The organism is Pseudaestuariivita rosea (assembly GCF_017592335.1).
Classification (GTDB): Bacteria; Pseudomonadota; Alphaproteobacteria; order Rhodobacterales; family Rhodobacteraceae; genus Parasulfitobacter; species Parasulfitobacter rosea.
In genome coordinates this window covers 21,182-40,944 of record NZ_JACNMP010000018.1, presented here as the reverse complement: position 1 = coordinate 40,944, position 19,763 = coordinate 21,182, and the positions used below count along the sequence as shown (strand labels likewise).

The 19,763-nt window shown below is 53.9% G+C and carries 21 protein-coding genes and 1 riboswitch; of the genes, 17 read left to right on the top strand and 4 right to left on the bottom strand.

The genetic code is table 11. The features are described from left to right. Positions 1–58: 58 nt before the first annotated feature. The 4 genes from H7848_RS12835 (at position 59) to H7848_RS12820 (ending at position 4,419) form a co-directional block, all read left to right on the top strand. Positions 59–1,726 carry an ArnT family glycosyltransferase gene (locus tag H7848_RS12835; RefSeq protein ID WP_208352160.1) on the top strand — a complete coding sequence of 556 codons (1,668 nt, stop codon included), beginning with the start codon at positions 59–61 and terminating at the stop codon, positions 1,724–1,726. Between the two features lie 85 nt (positions 1,727–1,811). After that, positions 1,812–2,897, top strand: a complete 1,086-nt coding sequence (gene hisC / locus H7848_RS12830; protein WP_208352158.1) for a histidinol-phosphate transaminase — start codon at positions 1,812–1,814, stop codon at positions 2,895–2,897. Next, on the top strand, positions 2,897–3,814 hold the full coding sequence (locus H7848_RS12825; protein ID WP_208352156.1) for a prephenate/arogenate dehydrogenase family protein: 918 nt from the start codon (positions 2,897–2,899) through the stop codon (positions 3,812–3,814). The genes hisC and H7848_RS12825 overlap by 1 nt, the downstream gene beginning before the upstream one ends. Then, positions 3,811–4,419 (top strand): extensin-like domain-containing protein, encoded by a 609-nt coding sequence (locus H7848_RS12820; protein WP_208352154.1) that lies wholly within the window; start codon positions 3,811–3,813, stop codon positions 4,417–4,419. Before H7848_RS12825 ends, H7848_RS12820 begins: the two co-directional genes overlap by 4 nt. Positions 4,420–4,426: 7 nt before the next feature. Here the strand turns inward: H7848_RS12820 and H7848_RS12815 are convergent, their stop codons facing one another. Then, complete coding sequence (locus tag H7848_RS12815; RefSeq protein WP_208352152.1) at positions 4,427–4,813, bottom strand: hypothetical protein; 387 nt, start codon at positions 4,811–4,813, stop codon at positions 4,427–4,429. Between the two features lie 84 nt (positions 4,814–4,897). Here H7848_RS12815 and hemF point away from each other — a divergent pair, with 84 nt between their 5' ends. Further along, positions 4,898–5,791 (top strand): oxygen-dependent coproporphyrinogen oxidase, encoded by an 894-nt coding sequence (gene hemF / locus H7848_RS12810; protein WP_208352149.1) that lies wholly within the window; start codon positions 4,898–4,900, stop codon positions 5,789–5,791. Positions 5,792–5,793: 2 nt separating this feature from the next. Here hemF and H7848_RS12805 read toward each other — a convergent pair whose 3' ends face one another. Continuing rightward, positions 5,794–7,125, bottom strand: coding sequence for an extracellular solute-binding protein (locus H7848_RS12805; protein WP_208352146.1), 1,332 nt, complete (start codon positions 7,123–7,125; stop codon positions 5,794–5,796). 217 nt (positions 7,126–7,342) lie between these two features. On the opposite strand from H7848_RS12805, the gene H7848_RS12800 reads away from it, so the two are divergent. From H7848_RS12800 to H7848_RS12745, 12 genes are all read left to right on the top strand, one after another. Continuing rightward, a complete protein-coding gene (locus tag H7848_RS12800; RefSeq protein ID WP_208352144.1) occupies positions 7,343–9,253 on the top strand; it encodes an ATP-binding protein in 1,911 nt (636 codons plus the stop codon). Next, positions 9,250–9,639 (top strand): response regulator, encoded by a 390-nt coding sequence (locus H7848_RS12795; RefSeq protein ID WP_208352142.1) that lies wholly within the window; start codon positions 9,250–9,252, stop codon positions 9,637–9,639. The genes H7848_RS12800 and H7848_RS12795 overlap by 4 nt, the downstream gene beginning before the upstream one ends. 50 nt (positions 9,640–9,689) lie before the next feature. Continuing rightward, a riboswitch (cobalamin riboswitch) is annotated at positions 9,690–9,891 on the top strand. Positions 9,892–10,005: 114 nt separating this feature from the next. Beyond that, a complete protein-coding gene (locus H7848_RS12790) occupies positions 10,006–11,799 on the top strand; it encodes a TonB-dependent receptor plug domain-containing protein (protein ID WP_208352141.1) in 1,794 nt (597 codons plus the stop codon). After that, positions 11,774–12,598 (top strand): ABC transporter substrate-binding protein, encoded by an 825-nt coding sequence (locus tag H7848_RS12785; RefSeq protein ID WP_208352138.1) that lies wholly within the window; start codon positions 11,774–11,776, stop codon positions 12,596–12,598. The genes H7848_RS12790 and H7848_RS12785 overlap by 26 nt, the downstream gene beginning before the upstream one ends. Beyond that, on the top strand, positions 12,595–13,584 hold the full coding sequence (locus H7848_RS12780) for a FecCD family ABC transporter permease (protein ID WP_208352137.1): 990 nt from the start codon (positions 12,595–12,597) through the stop codon (positions 13,582–13,584). Before H7848_RS12785 ends, H7848_RS12780 begins: the two co-directional genes overlap by 4 nt. Continuing rightward, entirely contained in the window at positions 13,581–14,327 is a 747-nt protein-coding gene (locus tag H7848_RS12775) for an ABC transporter ATP-binding protein (protein WP_208352135.1), read from the top strand. Before H7848_RS12780 ends, H7848_RS12775 begins: the two co-directional genes overlap by 4 nt. Beyond that, positions 14,324–14,980 (top strand): adenosylcobinamide amidohydrolase, encoded by a 657-nt coding sequence (locus H7848_RS12770; protein WP_208352133.1) that lies wholly within the window; start codon positions 14,324–14,326, stop codon positions 14,978–14,980. The genes H7848_RS12775 and H7848_RS12770 overlap by 4 nt, the downstream gene beginning before the upstream one ends. Then, positions 14,973–15,749, top strand: coding sequence for a cobalamin-binding protein (locus H7848_RS12765; RefSeq protein ID WP_208352132.1), 777 nt, complete (start codon positions 14,973–14,975; stop codon positions 15,747–15,749). Before H7848_RS12770 ends, H7848_RS12765 begins: the two co-directional genes overlap by 8 nt. Further along, positions 15,739–16,389 (top strand): MotA/TolQ/ExbB proton channel family protein, encoded by a 651-nt coding sequence (locus H7848_RS12760; RefSeq protein WP_208352131.1) that lies wholly within the window; start codon positions 15,739–15,741, stop codon positions 16,387–16,389. The genes H7848_RS12765 and H7848_RS12760 overlap by 11 nt, the downstream gene beginning before the upstream one ends. After that, complete coding sequence (locus H7848_RS12755) at positions 16,389–16,766, top strand: ExbD/TolR family protein (protein ID WP_208352129.1); 378 nt, start codon at positions 16,389–16,391, stop codon at positions 16,764–16,766. Before H7848_RS12760 ends, H7848_RS12755 begins: the two co-directional genes overlap by 1 nt. A 3-nt stretch (positions 16,767–16,769) precedes the next feature. Beyond that, positions 16,770–17,150: an ExbD/TolR family protein gene (locus tag H7848_RS12750; RefSeq protein ID WP_208352126.1), complete on the top strand. Its 381-nt coding sequence runs from the start codon at positions 16,770–16,772 to the stop codon at positions 17,148–17,150. 23 nt (positions 17,151–17,173) lie between these two features. Next, on the top strand, positions 17,174–17,884 hold the full coding sequence (locus H7848_RS12745; RefSeq protein WP_208352124.1) for an energy transducer TonB: 711 nt from the start codon (positions 17,174–17,176) through the stop codon (positions 17,882–17,884). A gap of 5 nt (positions 17,885–17,889) precedes the next feature. On the opposite strand, the gene H7848_RS12740 is transcribed toward H7848_RS12745, so the two are convergent. Beyond that, complete coding sequence (locus H7848_RS12740) at positions 17,890–18,687, bottom strand: hypothetical protein (protein ID WP_208352122.1); 798 nt, start codon at positions 18,685–18,687, stop codon at positions 17,890–17,892. After that, positions 18,687–19,760 carry a hypothetical protein gene (locus H7848_RS12735; RefSeq protein WP_208352120.1) on the bottom strand — a complete coding sequence of 358 codons (1,074 nt, stop codon included), beginning with the start codon at positions 19,758–19,760 and terminating at the stop codon, positions 18,687–18,689. Before H7848_RS12735 ends, H7848_RS12740 begins: the two co-directional genes overlap by 1 nt. Between the last annotated feature and the right edge of the window lie 3 nt (positions 19,761–19,763).

Here is a 19,763-nt window from a genome sequence, read left to right as displayed (position 1 = left end):
TATCGCGCAACATCATGCATATTGGCCCCAACCAAAACCAATCTACAGGCAGCGTGTCATGCAGCACCGGGCAGACAGCCAGAACATCACCGTACGCATTTGGGTGATATGTGTCCTGTTGATTGCAGCATTTGTGGTGCTGCGAATGCCCTTTGCATTGTGGCAGTTTGAGGTTCATTCGGACGAGCAATATTATTCGATCGGGGCGGCCAAGATGATGGCCACGGGCGATTATCTGGTGCCGCGGGGGGTTGCGGGCGACCTGCGTCTGAAAAAGCCCCCCCTGCCCTATTATTACGCCGTGGCGGGCTATACGATGTTTGGTCAATCGGTACTGGGGGCCAAGATCATGTGGCTTCTGACGGGCGCTATCATTCTAGGCCTGACCTTTGTGCTGGCACGTGTCATCGGTGCGACCGTCGGGGGTGCCTTTGTCGCTATGACGGCACTGGCCGGACATAGGATTTTCGTCGAAAACACCACACAGCACATTCCGGACATGCCGCTGATATTGGGAATAACGATCGCACTGGTCTGTTTCTGCAAAATCATGCAATCCCGCGATGCGCCGCCTCCATGGCTTTATTATCTGGGCTATGGCGGTATCGCATACGCCATTCTGGCTAAGGGTATGCTGGCGCTTGTGTTCCTGCCAGTGTTGCTGATTGTCCGGCTGATCTATCGCAGGCAGATGCCGCCCGGACGTATTGGGCATGAACTGGCAGCCGTCTTGTTAGCCACAGTCTTGGCGACATGGTGGTTTGTGGCGATCTGGTTGCGTTATCCGGATGAGCTGGTCAGCCAATTCGTGGGGGACCAACTGACCGAAAAGGCGTCGTTCAGTGTGATTGACGCCTTGGCCCGCCTGCGTAAGACGATCACAGACCTGTTTTTGCCGTTCATTCCATTCTTGCTGGCCTTTGCATTGGGGCTGAAATGGCCAAAACCTGGGCGGCTACAAAACCCTGCCGTGGCCCTTTGCGTATTCTGGATCGTGGTGGTGCTGGTCCTTTTTGCCTTTTCAACTGCGCTGTTCGAACGCTACATCCTGCCAGCCGCCCCTGCAGCTGCCGCGCTGATCGGGCTTTATGCCAGCCGGTTTGAGCCCGCGTTATTGACCAAACGGCTGGGGCGCAGCATCAGAGTATTCTCTTTCCTGCCGTTGGTTGTCGCGGGTCTGGCTAGCTATTTGTTTTGGGTGGCAAACCAGCAGACAACTGGAATAGGCATCGCAATCACCGCAGCGCTGCTGTTCATCCTGTCGTGGTGGATTGCCGCCAAAGGCGCCATCTGGGCGAAATCCGCGATTTTGGGTGGCACCTATGTGCTGGCTGTCGCGGCCGCACTGCCACTTTACTTCACCCTGATCTATCCAATGCATGGCCATATCGCGGCCAACCATATAAAAGGCATAAGTGCAAAAACCTATGTCCTGAACAATCGCAGGCTGGTTGATCAGACGGGTCTGGTCACAAACAGGATCGAAGACATCAGATACCTGACCACCATCGACGACATCCCCAACACAGGGCCTGCAATCATCCTGGCCACGGATGAAACCGCGATTCTAACCTTGGAAAACCTCGGATACTACATCACCCTTGCGCATGATTTTCCGACCAGCGGTTTCGCCCCCAGCCAACTGATTGATGCATTACGCCAGGATCAGTTGGACAGCTTTCGCAGGGCCTATGGATCGCAATTGATACTGGCTTATTTACCATAACTGCGCACTTACCGCTTTTTTCTGTTCACCTTGGGCGCAGGCCCTGACTATAAGCGAATAAATTTAGACGTAAGAGACTTCGATCATGGGCTCAGCCATTCTTCCCCAACCCGGTATCATGGACATCGACCTTTACGAAGGCGGGGCCAGTCATGTCGACGGCATCGCAAATGTGTTGAAACTGTCGTCGAACGAAAACCCGTTGGGGCCCTCTGAGCCCGCCATGGAGGCCTTTCGTCGTGAGGCTTTCAATCTGCACCGATATCCGTCAACCGACCACGCAGCGTTGCGCGCAGCCATCGGTGAAATGCACAGGCTTGACCCTGACCGTGTGATTTGCGGCGTCGGATCTGATGAAATCATCAGCTTTCTGTGCCAGGCTTTCGTCGGCCCGGGGGATCAGGTCATTCATACTGAACACGGATTTGCACTTTATCGTATTTCGACGCTGGCCGCAGGGGGTACGCCAGTTGAAGTGCCCGAAAGGGAACGCACCACCGATATCGACGCCATTCTGGCCGGATGCACCGACAAAACCCGCATGGTCTTCATCGCCAATCCAAATAACCCGACGGGCACAATGATCGGCCTGGCCGAAATAGGGTATCTGGCTGACAATTTGCCTGACGGCGTTCTTCTGGTGCTGGATGGCGCTTACGCCGAATATGTCGAAGATTACGATGCAGGGCGCGCGCTGATCGAGGCCCGCAACAACGTGTTTATGACACGTACTTTTTCCAAGATGTACGGCTTAGGCGGTATGCGTGTGGGTTGGGGCTATGGCCCGAAACCTATCATCGATGTGCTGAACCGCATCCGCGGGCCGTTCAACTTGTCGAATGCGGCGCTGGCCGCTGCCGAAGCTGCGGTACGCGATACAGATTATGTTGCAAAATGCCGGGCCGAGAACACCCGCTGCCGCGCCTGGCTGGCCGAAGCATTGGCGGAAATCGGCGTGCCTTCGGACACGTCGACCGCGAATTTCATACTGGCCCGCTTCAGCACGACGGATGAGGCGAACGCCTGTGACGACTACCTGAAAAGCCAAGGTATCCTTGTGCGGCGTGTGGGTGGCTATAACCTGCCCCACTGCCTGCGCATCACCGTGGGGGATGAGGCATCCTGCCGCCGCGTGGCCCATGCCATTCGACAATTCAAAGAACGCGCGTAATGACTCAGATCTATGACAAAGTTGCGCTGGTCGGACTGGGTCTGATCGCATCGTCGATGTTTTGGGGGATAAAGCGTGCGGGGCTGGCGGGTCACGTGTCAGGCTACGCTCGATCGCCTGAAACCCGCCAGACCGCCCGTGATATCGGCCTGTGCGACACCGTTTGCGACACCTTGGGCGACGCCGTGCAGGACGCTGACCTTGTCGTTCTTTGCGTGCCTGTCGGCGCAATGGACGATGTCGCGCGCGATATCGCCCCTTTTCTGAAATCCAATGCGACCGTATCTGATGTGGGGTCGGTGAAACGCGCCGTCATTGATGCCGTACAGCCACATATGCCGCCCGATGTGCATTTCATACCTGCCCACCCGCTGGCGGGCACTGAACAGTCCGGTCCGACATCCGGTTTTGCCGAATTGTTTGACAACCGCTTTTGCCTGATCGTGCCACTGGAAAACACCGACCCTGCCGCGCTGCACCGATTGAAAAAACTGTGGCAGGGTCTGGGCAGCATGGTTGAAACGATGGACCCCGATCATCATGATCTGGTTCTGGCGGTCACCAGCCACACGCCACACCTGATCGCATATACCATGGTTGGTGTTGCAGATGACCTGCGCCGTGTAACAGATAGTGAGGTCATCAAGTATTCAGCGGCGGGTTTCCGCGACTTTACCCGCATCGCGGCCTCGGACCCTGTTATGTGGCGCGATGTGTTCTTAACAAACAAGGATGCAACGCTGGAAATTCTGGGGCGCTTCACGGAAGAGCTGTTCGCCCTTCAACGTGCAATCCGAACGGGGGATGGCCAAGCGCTGCATGATTACTTTACGCACACCCGTGCAATCCGGCGCGGGATCATCGAGGCAGGACAAGACACCGACGCACCAAATTTCGGACGAGCACCAAAAAAATGAAAATCAGATCAATAACTCTGGCCGTTGTCGCGGTCATGCTTTTGGGCGGCTGCGGTCGTCAGGATGATGACGACGTCACGCGCGGGTCCATGTGCGGCATCCGTGGGATTGAAGGAACGCGTATCGCTCCGATCATCAGTGACACCAATGGTTGCGGCGTCGCCAACCCTGTCAGCATCACAGCCGTTGCTGGCGTTCAGCTGTCCCAAGCCGCGACGATGGATTGCAACACGGCCCGCGCCTTGCACACTTGGGTGACAGAAGGCGCCAAGCCCGCAGTGGGTCGCCGCGGCGGCGGTCTGGACAGTTTGCGCGTGGCCGCCCACTATGTTTGCCGGACCCGCAACCACCAAAGCGGCGCTCGAATTTCTGAACATGGTCGCGGCAAGGCGATCGATATCTCGGCCTTTATCCTGAATGACGGCGAAACGATCACGGTGCAGGACGGCTGGAGTTCCCCCGCCTACCGCCGCATCCTGCGCAACATGCACAGTTCAGCCTGTGGTCCCTTCGGCACAGTACTTGGCCCCGAAAGTGATCGTTTTCATCAAAATCACTTCCACTTTGATACAGCCGAATACCGTTCAGGTCCCTATTGCAGATAAAAGCCGGTTACCGTTCGGCGTCAGGAAACTGTTGCTGACAGGCAGATATGTCATCCTGGGACCGGGCCGCCAGATCAACGCGTTTTTCGCGAAGGCCCTGCAGTTTTTCACGCTCAGCCTCCAGATCAATGGCGACAGGTTTATCGCGTGTTGAAAATCTGGTGTCGCGACAAAGATGAAACCGGTCATTGCGCGAGACGCACCATTCAAAGCGGGTGCTTGGCACCACCTCTTGTTCGAATGCGTAGCCACGTTCGATGTTCTGTTCCGTCTCAGTGATCAGATCCTGCACAACGCGCAGATCTTTTGTCGCCTCGGATGTGCAGCGTTCATAAGGTGTCGCGCACCCCGCTAGAACACTGGATATACAAATAATAACAAACGCAAACCGCATAAGATCAGGCCTTTCTTTCGGTCCGAGAATAGCTAATGATCCGAACAATGCCAGACCGAATGGCATCACGATAGGATGATAAAGATGACTGATCTGTTCACTGAACGCAAACACCGCGCCTCAACCTGGTTTCGTGAATTGCGTGATCAGATTGTTACAGCATTTGAGACGCTTGAGAACGATCAGACAACAGGGCGCTTTGCAGATCAACAGCCTGGGCGCTTTGACGTCAGCCAGACAAAGCGGACATCAGCAGATAACGAAGACGCAGGCGGTGGTTTGATGAGCGTCATGCGCGGTGGTCGCGTGTTTGAAAAGGTGGGGGTCAACGTATCAACCGTTCACGGCACATTGGGTGAACGCGCACAGGCTGCAATGGCCGCGCGCAAGGGCCTGCCTGGCATGAAGGATGATCCCCGCTTTTGGGCATCCGGCATCAGCCTGGTGGCACATATGCAAAACCCGCATACTCCGGCGGTTCACATGAACACGCGGATGTTTTGGACCCCGCACGCCTGGTGGTTTGGGGGCGGATCTGACCTTAATCCCTGTATCGAATACGAAGAAGACACGGCGTCATTTCATGACGTTCTGAAGTCTTTTTGTGACCCGCATGACGCGTCTTACTATCCAAAATATAAAAGCTGGGCTGATGAGTATTTCTATATTCCACATCGCAATTGCGCCCGTGGTGTCGGTGGTATTTTTTACGACGATCACAATACGGGCGACTGGGACGCCGACTTTGCCTTTACTCAGGACGTTGGTTGCGCGTTTTTGCCCGCATTTGTCCCCATTGTCGAAAAGCGCCGCACCACCCCTTGGGATGATGCCGATAAGGACGCCCAACTGGTGCATCGCGGTCTTTATGCGGAATATAACCTGGTCTACGATCGTGGTACAAAATTCGGCCTGGAAACCGGGCACGATGCAAACGCTGTACTGATGAGCTTGCCCCCCCTGGCAAAGTGGATCTAGCTTCAGCCGTTTGTCAGTTTAATTGCAATCGCTTCAGGATACAATGATTTAAGCCGTTGCCAGCGTTTGATCTGTTGATCCGTCCCGATGTCGCGGGTGATCAATTGCCATTCGCCAGCTGCACGTGACAACGCCGTTGCAGATGGAACTTCGTTATTCAGAGCACTGCTCAACCAACGTGTCAGACTGGACATATATTCGCCGCGCCCGGGCAGATAAAGGTCAGGCATGGCACCCTGCAATGCTTTTCGATGGACATCCAGAAAATCTGGGCTGTAGGTCTGACGAATAACCGCATCCTGGTAGTGTTCTTCGGTGAAAGGATCGAAATACCCATCGCGTTGCCGAACGGCCAATGTCGACTGTTCAGGCAAAGTGGCATAGCAGGCGTAAAGATAGGCCAGTTCTGGAACACGCGATACGGACGGGACGACATAGGACCAGCCCCAATTGAAATAAGGCACCTGATCAACTACTCCGCCAGGCAGTTGTGCATAGGTCAGTTTGCCCTTCACGGGTGAAAGCGCGCGGTTGAAATACTTTTGCGACCCACCCCAACCAATGTTGCAATATACGTCACCTTCGGAAAACAGGCGCCAGTTGTCAAAAAGACCCGCGGACTGTGCGTATGGGTAAAGATGTTCTGACGCACGTTTCATTTCATCTAGCGCTTGCACACCAGTTGCCGTGTCAATGACAGGTGTCATGTCATCGGCAAAGGGCCAGACGCCCTTGGCATGCAATCGCGCCCAATATTCCCAGGCCAGATAACCAGGCGTGCGAAACAACGCCCCGCCGTATCGGTTTTCGTCAGGGGCATGGAAAAACGACATCTGCCGGTCCAGTTCGGCCCAGGTAGCCGGAACTGCAAGTGGTACACCAAATCGATCCGCATAACGATTTTGTATATCGGGATCGGATAGCCAATCCTTGCGGTAAAACATCAGATATGCATCGCCATCGGTCTGATAGCCGTATCTTTCGCCCTCAAATGTATCCCCAAGATCGTATAAACTGGTAGGTTCAGAAACACCCTGCTGAAATGGGCTGAACGACCGAATGATCCCCTTGGACACCAAGTCGGGCAGACCAAAGGTTGCGGGCAACGCCAAATCATAATTTGTACGATTGGCCAGGTGTTCGACCACCATACGGTTATTGATGTCATCGACTGACGCAACAACAAGTGTGATTGCAATACCGGTTTGCGTTTCGAACGCCTTTGCAACCGGATCAATATTCGCCTGACTTCCATTAGGTATAAGGATTTTGATCTGATTATCCTGCGGCTTTTTGATAGCCAATATGCGGTCAAGGATCTGTTTCGAACTCATAGCCCATGCTGGACGCATTGCAGCTGTTGCGGCAAACACAGCGCCCAGGGTGACAAAGCTGCGGCGGTTCAAAGGCATCGGAAGGAATCTTTTACGGTTTTTGCGGCGTCGGACATCTTAATGACGTATTAATAGTTGTTTGTTAATGAATTATTACCACCAAGACGAGAGTCGATGTCATGGAACGCAACCGTTGAAAGTTGTTCAAAAACTCAGGATGGGATTTATCGCAATCGCGGGGCTAAGTTTATGCAGCGCGCTTTTGTCATTGATCGTCATCAACAAAATTGAAAATGGCCATACTGAGATCTCGACCTCGGCGCTGCCTATTCTGCTGGTCTCGGATCGGATCAGTCAGGATGCATTCGAGATTGCCGAATTAGCCAATCAGCTGATCCAGGCCGACAACCTGGAAACACTGGATCGCATTAGCGGCCAAATAGAAAACCGCGAAGATGACATCGAAGCATCGGTCCTGAATCTGGATTCGGCAGATGCCAAAGAACTTTTTCAAAATGTTTTCAATACACTAAGCCAGCTGCGCCTGATACTGCAACAGACCGAAGCTGTATCTCGGCAAACGTTCAATCTACGCACCGAGTTCCGGCAATCGCTTGAACTGGCCCGGCTTCCCATACGGGACCTCAGCAATCAGTCCAAAGCCCGGCAAACCGAACTTGGGCTTGGCATTACGCACCCGATGAGCAACGAAACAATGGACATCCTATCCGAGATGCGGCGTCAAAATGTAATCGCGGGTGCGATCGAAAACATGGAAGACGGCCTGGATCGGCTTCAGGTGACATCTTTGCCAACCGATATATCGCGCATTCAAGCAGAAATCAGTTTCAATTTGCAGGAAATGTTCACAGCCATTTCAAGGCTGGATGATACCCAATATGGCCAACAGCTTTCGGACGCGAGCATCCAATTTTACGACACGCTTCAAGAGTTAGACCCATTTCAGGCCCGCTTAAGACTGCTAGAAAGCGAAGAAAACAAAGATGCATTGCTGTCGCAGACGCTTGATCTGATCGGGCTTCTTAAAACGCAGACGACGCAGATCAACGAATTTCAGGGCGAACGTGTCGCAGCATTGGATCAACGGTTGCTGCGACTGTCCAATATTTCAATATTCATCATGATCTCGGCGGCCACCATTGCCGCTTTGGTTTCCATTCTTTTCATCTTTGTGGTCGTGGAACGGCAGATCAATCGCAGACTGATTGACCTAAGCAAGAACGTCGAACAAATCTCGAACGATAACCTTAATCCACAACCATCAATCCCGGGTTCGGATGAAATTGGCAAATTGGGAACATCTATTGAAAAACTCAGGCGGATGACACTGCAGCATCGATTGATGGAACAGAAGCTGGTCGAAGCCAAGACCGAGGCCGAGCAGTCCGAACGTGTCAAATCTGATTTCCTCGCCATGATGAGTCACGAGGTGCGTACGCCACTGAACACGATCATGGGACTGTTCCAGTTGATCGCGATTGGAGGAGACGCACAGAAAAACGCAGAACGCGCCCAAGTCGGTATTCGCGCAAGTCGCAGATTATCGCAACAGTTGACCGACATTATCGACATGACGCGTCTGGAAGCGGGCTCAATCGAATGCGATATAATGCATCTGGCAATCAGACCGATGATGGCGTCCTGGCGGACCCGGCTTGAAGCACGCGTCGCCGCCGAAGAAAAACCGATCAAAATCATTGTCGAGATCAATGATGATGTACCTGAATTCGTTTTGGCCGATGAATACCGTTTGGACCAGGTGTTCAACAACCTGATGGACAATGCTATCAAATTCACAGACGTCGGCACGATAACAATTGGCGCCTCTGTCGTGCATCTGCCGCATGGTCCGAAACTGAAGCTTTTCATAAATGACACTGGCACAGGTATTTCGAAAGACAAGTTCGATCTGGTGTTCCAGCGGTTCCAGCAGGAAGATACAACTGTAACGCGCAAGTATGGTGGATCAGGTCTTGGTTTAACAATATCTCGCGATCTATGTCACCTAATGGACATGCAACTCGAAATTGAAGAAAAAACTGGTGAAGGTGCGAAATTCGTGATTTATTCGACATCTGTACCCCGTGAGAAAGCGATCAGCGCGTGACCCAGAGTGCACCTAAGGTTTTGATTGTCGAAGATGATCCCCTAAGCCAGTTCATGATGCGTGAGCTATGCGAAGAACTGGGGTATCAGTTTGACATTGCCGATAACGGCGAAACCTGTCTGGCACATCTGCAAAAGCAGCCCGATCGCTACGACATCATCATGATGGACATCCATATGCCCGGTATGTCTGGCGATACCGTTGTGCGCGAAATTCGGCAACGGCCCGACGACCCCCCCAAATCAATGCCCGTTTTTGCAGTGACGGCTGATACGGTCTGGCACAGTCAGTCCCATTGCAGGAATTCCGGCTTTGACGGTTTTCTGGCCAAACCAATTGACGTCGAGGTATTCCGCGACACGGTGCGATCGCACGCACTCCGTTAGGTCAAAACGATGCATAGGCAAGATGTCCTTGCCGCCCCGCAATTCTGCAAGTAAGAAAAATCTACTTCGGTCTGGATGCAACAGCATCTGGTGAAAAGGGAACACGGTGCGCCCCCGGGCAATTCCGTGACTGCCCCCGCAACTGTAGGCGGAGAGTGAGGCTGACAGAAAGCCACTGGCCCATATGGCCGGGAAGGCTCAGCTAAGCGATGACCCGCAAGTCAGGAGACCTGCCGAAGTGATCACCCTGTTCCCCCGCGGGGCGCGTGGCGGGCAACGGTTTTTTCCGTAGTGGTGGCATTTTCACCGTCTGCGGAAGGCATCCGTCTTTCCAATGACATCGTAATATTTGTGGGAGAGACAGGAATGCGATACCCCTTGGCCGCGATCAGTGCGGCATCCGTTTGTATCAGTTTGGCAAACGCGCAAGATGTGACAGAATTGGAAGAAATCATTCTTTCAGCCAACCAATCCGAAACCGAAGCCAGCCGCACAGGTGCAACAGTTGAAGTTGTCACACAAGAGGAGCTTGAGCAGCGCGGCGATATGCGCGTTGCAGATTACTTGAATACACTTCCCGGCATAAGCGTCGGTACGAATGGCGGCCCAGGTACCCAGACCAGCCTGCGTATCCGGGGGCTTTCTGATCGATACATTCCCGTTTTGATTGATGGCATTGATGTGACAGATCCATCGCAGCAACAAATACAATTCAATTTTGGCAGCCTGATGACGTCTGATATCAGTCGGATTGAGGTGCTGAAGGGTTCCCAATCCGCCCTTTATGGATCGGATGCCATTGGCGGGGTCATCAGCATCACGACGAATCGCGCGACAGAGGAAGGCACAGTTGTCAGTCTGGATCTGGAAGCAGGCAGTTACGAAACCTACCGCGGTAGTTTGAATATCTCGACGTTGACCGAACGCGGCGAACTGGCGTTTACCTATTCGCGGGTTACCACGGATGGCTTTTCTGCCGCAGATGAAAATGATGGTAACGACGAAGAAGATGGTCATTCTGCCAGTCAGATTTCTTTTTCTGCCGCACATAATTTGACGGATACTGTCCGAATAGGGCTGTCAGGGTTCTACCTGAAAAGTGAAACTGAATTTGATGCGTCGGGTCCACAAGACGGCGCACATCCGTTCAACGAAATCTCATCTTCTGAACAAAGCGGGATCAGAACTTTCGCTGAAATCCAAGGACGTGAGATAGATCATACGGTGTCATTGTCATACTTCGAAAATGATCGGCTGATCAAAGGAGATTTTCCCGATTTTGACCCCGTCGGACAGCGGAGCTCAGTGTCTTACAAGGGCTATACCGACATCAGCAGCAACCTTGGCCTTAGCTTCGGTGGCGATTGGACCCGCGAAGGTGGCGAAGACGTTCGGGATCAGGAAATCGGGGGGCTGTTTTCTGAAGTCACCTACGCACCAAGCGCCGATCTTGATCTGGCCTTTTCGTTGCGACACGATGAACACTCAAACTTTGGTGGCTTTTTATCCGCAAGAGCCGCAGTTGCCTATCAGATCAATGACGATATGACATTACGCGCAATTGCTGCAAACGGGTTTCGCGCCCCTTCACCGCAAGAGCTCTACGGACCTTTCGGTGCCAACGATGACCTTGACCCGGAAGAAAGCCGAACCTTTGAAGTCGGACTGGAAAGACGGTTTGGGGCAGGCAGTTTTGTCAAAGGAACATTGTTCTATACTGAGATCGATGAATTGATTCAGTTTGATAATGGTTATGTCCAAGTTGATGGCACAAGCCGTACAAGAGGTCTGGAGCTATCTGCTGAACACGCGCTCAACGATAACCTGCAGATTTTCGGGGCCTACACTTTTACCGATGCGCGTAATCCGTCGGACGAAAGGCAGATCAGAGTGCCAGAAAACGATCTAGTTATTGGCCTGAATGCCAGCTTCGCTGATCGGTGGACCGGACAGATCTCGGCCCAACACGTTGCAAACCTGGAAGACGGTGTGGATTTACGCGACTATACAGTTGTTAACGGTCAAATAGGATATGACTTTAATGACAACGCTCAGGTTTATCTACGCGTTGAGAACATAGCGGATCAGGAATATCAGACAATCCGTGGCTACGGCCAGTCTGATCGGGCGTTTTATGTTGGGCTTCGGACGTCTTTCTAAGGCATTCGTGCTGTTGGCGGGGCTGGCAAACAGCGCCGCCGCAGACGATGGGCCGACGCGTGTGGTGTCGATCAATCTGTGCACGGATCAGCTTGCGCTGTTGCTAGCCGACGATGACCAGCTGATATCGGTGTCGCGGTTGGCGCATGATCCGATCAGCTCGGCCATGGCGGATCAGGCGATGGCGTTTCCAACAAATAGCGCCTTGGCCGAAGAGATCTATATGCTAAACCCGGATCTGGTTCTGGCGGGCACCTTCAGCCCGCCCGCGACGCTGTCTATGCTTGATCGGCTTGGGGTCCGCGTTGAACGATTTGAGCCAGCCTATTCCATCAATGACGTCACAGCCAGAATGCGGCAGATGGGGCACGCGCTGGATCGGACCGATGTCGCGGATCAACAGATTCTTGCTTTTGAGACCCGTCTGACAAGGTTGCAGGCCGAGGTGAGGCAGTCACCGCGGGCCGCTTTATACTACGCCAATGGCTACACTTCGGGCGATAAGACGCTAGCGGGCGAAATCCTTGCCTATGCCGGTTTTCAGAATATCGCACCTGAGGCCGGTCTGCGCAGCGGTGGCACGCTGCCGTTAGAACAGCTTTTAATGCTGGCCCCCGACATCGTTATCAGCGGTGAAAAATACCCCGCGGCTTCAAGAAGCGAGGAGATACTGGATCACCCTGTTCTTGACCGGCTGAACCGCGGATCGCTGACGGACCGGGATTGGATTTGCGGCACGCCGTTCGTACTGAACGCGATCCATCAGATGGCAAAGTTACGTGAACGGGTGACGGAATGAGAGATCATATCGTTTTTCCGATCTTGGCAACCCTGACACTGATATTGTTTATGGCATCTTTGCTGATCGGTCCTGCATCCATCGGGATCCTTGACAGCATCACCGCGCTTTTTTCAGATGAAGAAACCCCGTTGGCACTTGTCATGCAGGAAATCCGGCTGCCACGGGCATTATTGGCGGTTATGGTGGGTGTTTCCCTGGGATTATCAGGTGCGGCATTACAGGGGTATCTGCGCAACCCGCTGGCTGAACCCGGCCTGATCGGCATCTCATCCTCGGCCGCATTAGGGGCGGTTATCGCATTGCAAACAGGCTTCGCCGCACAATTTGCACTTGGGTTGCCGCTTTCGGCTTTGTTGGGCGCTTGCCTGGCGGTTGTGCTGATCCTGGCCTTGGCCGGTCCGCGGGGTGGTGCGTTAACCCTGATACTTGCAGGTATCGCAATCAGCGCCCTGGCCGCCGCCCTGACATCCCTGGTACTGAATTTGTCACCGAACCCCTTTGCCGTCAGTGAAATCGTGTTCTGGATGATGGGATCGCTTAGTGACCGGTCCATGACCCACGTATCCTTGGCCCTGCCCTTTATGATTGCTGGCTGGGTTATTTTGCTAACACTTGGCCGCAGCCTGGATGCGCTGACCCTTGGCGAAGACGCCGCAGCATCCATGGGTGTCAAACTTAATCGGCTGCGTTTTTTGTTGATTGTGGGCGTTGCATCCTGTGTCGGCGCGGCAACCGCCATCGCAGGTGCCATTGGTTTCGTGGGTCTTGTCGTGCCACATATCTTGCGCCCCTTCGTTGGCGCACACCCGTCACGATTGCTTTGGGCATCGGCCCTGGGTGGGGCCGCTATGGTTCTGGCCGCCGACATCGCCGTGCGCTTGATCCTTCCGGATCGAGATTTAAAGCTGGGCGTTCTGATGGCCATCGTGGGGGCACCATTGTTCTTACACCTGATCTATAATACGCGGCGGGATCAACTATGATTTTGTTGTCGCTTCAAAACCTAACGGTCATGCGTGGTGAATGCCCCGTTGTGGATCATGTTAATCTAACCGTCGACGCTGGTGCGTTTGTCGGCCTGATCGGCCCGAATGGCGCCGGGAAAACAACGCTGATGCGCGGCGCGCTTGGTCTTGTGCCGACCCAGGGCGACAGTTCACTGCAACAGATGGACCCGGCGCATAGGGCACGTCATGTTGGCTGGTTGCCTCAGTCCCGGGAAATTGCGTGGCCTGTTGATGTCCGCACACTTGTTTCGCTGGGGCGCATCCCGCACAGCGGCCGCCCTAAGGCTACAGATACCGCAGTTGATCAAGCATTGGCACGGATGCACCTGACAGATTTCGCCGACCGGATTGCGACAAAGCTATCGGGTGGCGAACAGGCCCGCGTTTTGATTGCACGGGCATTGGCGCAGGAAACACCGTTGCTTTTGGCGGATGAGGCAATAGCCGGCCTTGACCCAGCCAACCAGATCATGGTCATGCAGCTTTTTTCCCAACTCGCGACCGAAGGACGCGGCATTATCGCCTCGATCCATGATCTTGGGTTGGCGGCGCGGCATTGTTCGCGATTGCTACTGATGCACATGGGGCGCGTTGTGGCAGATGGCCCACCGGACCAGGTGCTAACACCGGATCATATGCGCGACGTTTTCGGGATCAGCGGATATTATGCCGATACGGACCACGGCCCGATCTTTCAGCCGCTTGAGGTTCTGACATGATCCGCACGACCTTGACGCGACCCTGGCTTGAGGCCAGATTTGACACTGAGAAACGCGTCCTTAGCTGGGCCGTGAACAAACCCGGCTTTGCGTTAGCGGACCGTATAGTCTGGCGCGAAGTTCGCAACGCCGACCTGCCTGTTGATCTGGATGTCGATCAATGGCTTTCAGGCGAATTACAGCGCTCCGGTCGGACTGATGCAGTGGTTTTTTTAACCTCGCGCGATGTTTCGGCCTTTGTGGTACGCGAACACACCTGCGATGACATATCTGCTCAATGCGTTGCGACTGTGGGCCTTTCAAATGCCGAACGGGTGGGACATAGGCTGCAGCGTGATCACCAAAGCTGGGGTACGATAAATATCGCGGTCGGGATAAACGTTGGCATGACCGATGCTGCCCGGATCGAGGCACTGACGATCGCTGCGCAAGCCCGGACCCTGGCTGTTCATGATGTTGGTTTGCAGCTGGCAACCGGACCCGCGACAGGCACCGGCACCGATTGCATCGCCATCGCATCCCCACCCGGTGCCGAACGATACGCCGGGCTGCACACCGCGATCGGCGAAGCCGTAGGGCGCGCTGTTTATGACGCCGTTTTGCAGGGCGCGCAGGACTGGATGGCATCTGTTCGCGAGGTCGCAGATGTATAATCGTATCGTTTGCCTGACCGAAGAAACGGTTGAAACCCTGTATCTGCTTGGGCAACAGGATCGCATTGTTGGCGTATCGGGATATGCCGTCAGGCCACCGCAGGTTCGCCAGGAAAAACCGCGCGTTTCTGCCTTTACCTCGGCCGATGTGCCAAAGATCCTGGCGCTAAGGCCTGATCTGGTGCTGACGTTTTCTGACCTGCAGGCCGATATTGCAGCCGAACTTATCCGTCACGGGATCGCGGTTCATGCCTTTAACCAAAGAACCATCGCCGGCATTCTGACGATGATCGAAACCCTCGGTGCACTTGTGGACCAAGGCGACAGGGCAAAGGACCTAAGCCATCAGTATCGTAATCGGATCAATGCGATGAGAGCCAATAAGCCCGACCAACGACCCAAGGTTTACTTCGAAGAATGGAATGACCCGCTGATCAGCGGCATTGGATGGGTCTCAGAGCTGATTGAAATTGCCGGTGGTCAAGACTGCTTTAGCCACCTTCGCACGGAACAGGCCGCGAAAAACCGTATACTGGCACATCGGGATGTGATCGACGCAGCGCCTGATGTTATCCTAGCCTCATGGTGTGGCAAAAAGGTAAGGCCGGAAAAAATCGCAACGCGCCCAGGCTGGGATACGATACCCGCTGTCAGGCAAAATCGCATTTATGAGATCAAGTCGCCCTTGATCCTGCAACCCGGTCCGGCCGCCTTGACCGATGGTCTGGATGCTATACGCGTAGCATTATGGGGGACAAATGGTATCTGATATCCTGGCTTTTCTGGATCGCGGCGGCCCTGCGCTATGGGTGATTGCGGGACTTTCAATTCTGACACTAGCGCTTATCCTTTGGAAAACATGGCATCTGCTGCAGATCGGGGCGTGGTCGGGTCAGGCCGCAACAGCTGCGGTTGGACTTTGGCGGCAAAATCAGGTGCAGCAGGCCGAAAAGACAGTCGCTGATCGTCCGACACTTCGCGCAACCCTGGTGCGTGAGGCGATTGCAAAACGGCTTGATCCGCAGTTGACCGAGGACGCCGCGCGCGAAGAAGTCGCCCAATTCGCACGCAAACAGCTGACGGACGCACGCGTTGGCCTTCGCGCGCTGGATCTGATTGCAACGATTGCCCCCCTGATCGGATTGCTGGGCACAGTCCTTGGTATGATCACGGCCTTTCAAGCCCTTCAGACATCCGGTGCACAGGCAGATGCGGCAGTTTTGGCTGGCGGCATCTGGGAGGCTTTGTTGACCACTGCAACGGGCATGGCTGTAGCGATCCCTGCGTCGATTGCGCTAAGCTGGTTCGAAAGTGTTCTTGAACGCCTTCAGGTCGAAATGGAGGGCGACGCGACCCAGATCTTCACCCGCGGCACCAACAATAATGCCCCCCTGAAAAAGGTGGCCTAATGTTTCAGTTCACCACATCCAGCCGACGCCGCAGACCAAGTCTGACGCCAATGATTGATGTGGTCTTTCTGCTTTTGGTGTTTTTCATGCTGGTGGCGCAGTTTTCAAAGGACTTGACCATACCGCTTGAACTGGCCGGTGGTGGCGATAGCTATAGCGGTCCCCCTCGTTTAATCCAGGTTGATGGCGACATCATATCTTTAAATGGGCGCGTGATTGACTTGCAGAACTTGGCGGTCGGTATCGAACCGCTGATCGACACACCCACGGACACGATTGTTTTGCAACCCCGTACGGAAACGTCGCTTCAGAATGTGATTGATGTTCTGACGGTTTTGTCAGGCACGGGATACACCGGCGTTGTGATCGTGGAGTGAGGCATGCGATTTGATACAACGCCCGAGCGCAGGAAGTCAGAAAACATCATTCCGATGATAAATGTCGTCTTCCTTTTGTTGATCTTTTTCCTGATGACCGCCCAGATCGCCCCCGCCCCGCCTGTCCAAATTGTGCCGCCAACATCGGCAGATGGTCGGTCGCCGGATGAGGCGGACACGCTTTTCATCTCGGCGGAAGGCAAGCTGCATTTCGACGGCAAAACGGGTGACGCGGTATTGACCGCACTCGCCGACCGCGCGCCAAACAGTGTGTTGTTGATCAAGGCGGATGCACAGTTGGATGCAACAGTCATTGCTGCACTTTTGGCGCGCCTTCAGACGATGGGCCTTACATCCGTTCAACTGGTTGTAAAGTCACAGTGATGTATCAGGCTATCAGATTTTCAATGTTTCTTCTGATCGCCACGGGTGTGCATGTGGCGATTTTCATTGGATTTGTTGAAACCGGTCAAAAGGGCAATGATGCGCCGGAAAGCGCCGCACCGATAGTGTTGCAGGCGACTGATGCTGAACTGATTGCCATGGTTGCCGATTGGCAGACGGCACCCTCTGTCGAAAGCAGATTTAAACAGCCAGAACAGACCATGAGACCACAGCAAAACCCGTTTGAGACAAGGACCATGCCGGTACGACCGATGCCTCAGATCCCTGCTTTGCCACATGCATCAGATCGCAGCCTGCCTCAGATTGACCAAAGCGTTATCGAGCAGGAAAAAAGCACAGAAGACGCTGAAAAAGCGCAGGATCGTCCGCAAAGACAAGCATCAACCCAGACACGCCAAGGTCAACAAGGTGGCCCCGCAGCCCAAGCTGCACGCCGCGCCGCCATACAGGAATGGGGATCACGGATCAGAGCCCAGATCGCCCGAAACCAGAACCTGCCTTCGGGTGTTCGAAAAGGAACAAGCGCAACCCTAGTAATTACCGTTGCACGGTCCGGGGCACTGGTTCAGGTCGGTCTTGCAAAATCGTCAGGAAATGGACGCTTTGACCGTGCAGCTTTGGCTGCAGTGAAACGTGCAGGACGATTTCCAGCAGCCCCAGACGCGATAACATCGTCGTCAGAAACATTTACCCTGCCGATCCGAAGTCGCTAGGGACGTTATGGGGTCGTTAAGAAACCAGACGCGGCAACCCTTCGTAGCTGTTCCAACGTCACCGTCTGATCGACCAAAGCGCCCAGTTGTGCACGCGCTGTCAAATACACACGACGCGGGTCATTGCCGACGGTAGGACGTGTTTCAAAATAAATCGTCTCAACGACGCATGATCCGAACGATTTACGAACTGCATCGCAAACCATCTTTGCCCGACCATAATAGTCGGCGCGGGCTGTATGAAGGTGATCGCTGTGAACCTCGATCCCTTCGTTATTCAGGCTTAGATCGACCATCGCATCCATATATGAACTATTATCCGGGTGTGACGTGTCGATACGGTGACCCAATGTATTGAAGGCCAATTGTGCAATCAGAAGATATTTACCTTCGGATCTTTTTTGCACATCGATTTGGTAAAGGGCACAATGATTGGCAAGCTGCTGAACGATCAGTTCACATTCCGACATAGCAATTTTCGATGCCCTTGCATGGATGTAAAGCGGACGCAGATGGCGCGGGGGCAGCGGCTCATCTTTTAGCATGACGTCTCGAATCCGGACAGTCTGGCGAAACTCGATAACTCTGATGCCGTTTGGCGCAGTCCCGTCAAACAGTGCGGCCATATGCTGGGCCTTTTTGGTCAGAACGTATTCCCGACCGCTCAGGGTCGCATGGTCTTCAGAAAATATGTCGTTCGACGTTATGCCAGATGCATGTCCCACCAGCGGCATAGCGTGAAGACAAACCGCAAACAGGATCAGATTTAGCTTTTTATGGAACCATTGCCCGCAATCCAGCATCACTGATCCCGCGCGATTGGTGCGGGGGTGATCGTTTCAACACGACCGCCTGAGGCTTGCTCCAACAGGTTCGAATAAGCGGACAGTGCGTGCGTTGTTGCAGCTTCGGGGGATGGGCTGATGTAGACCAGATCATTTTTGGTCACACGCACCGTTTGACCATCCATCGGAACATAAGACAGGCGCGGTGCATCGGCTTCGGGCACCGGTCCAACGATCACATGGCTGGCCTTGGCAATACCGATAAGAGTTGTTTCGCTCGGAACGCCAAACTGAGATAGAAACCATGTGCTGTACTGGCGAAACCGCATATCGCGCTGGCGGGACAAGTCATAGCTTTCCTTTCTGCTCACTTCACGACCATAATCATAATCTGGCAAAGCGCGTGGATTACGGTCCGGTTGCACGCATTGTTCATTCTGGCTGACATCCAGATATTCGACCGGTATGGCAGGGTCTAACCCAATCACGCCTGCGGTTCCATTTGCAATCACGGCAACCCGCGCGATCCTGGTTTCTGGCATTTTGTGGATATGCCAGATGACGCCAGACTGGCTGCTTTGCAAAACAAGATACAAAATCTGAGTGCTGTCTGTGACCGCAACGTTTACCTTGCCGACAGGCCGCAAAGCGATCTTTTCGCCGATATCCGTTTCCTGGCCATTCGTTGTAGCACTGATCCAGTCAATCAGATCGTTGGCCATATCCGTTTCTGAGTATGCGTATACGCTACTGTCACCACCACCGGTGGCAACCTGCACATTCGCCAGCGCCATGCCGACAGATGGCGGTGTAAAACGGCACCCTTCAACCTGCTCGACAAACTCAAAATCTGCCAGGGTTTCAACAGCTGTCAATTGATCCGGGTTGTCAAAGATATCCTTTGCAAAGAATACTTTGGGCGCATCGGCAGCAACGATTGTACCAGGTGCCTCGTGTCCGTCAGGACCAACCACAAGCAATTGCGATGGATCTTCGGGCGTCGCGTTGCTTCCGGCCATGCCAATCACATCGTATTCAAGCACAAGATAGCCGACGAGTAGCCCGACAAAGGCGAAAACCAGTTTTTGCATCGC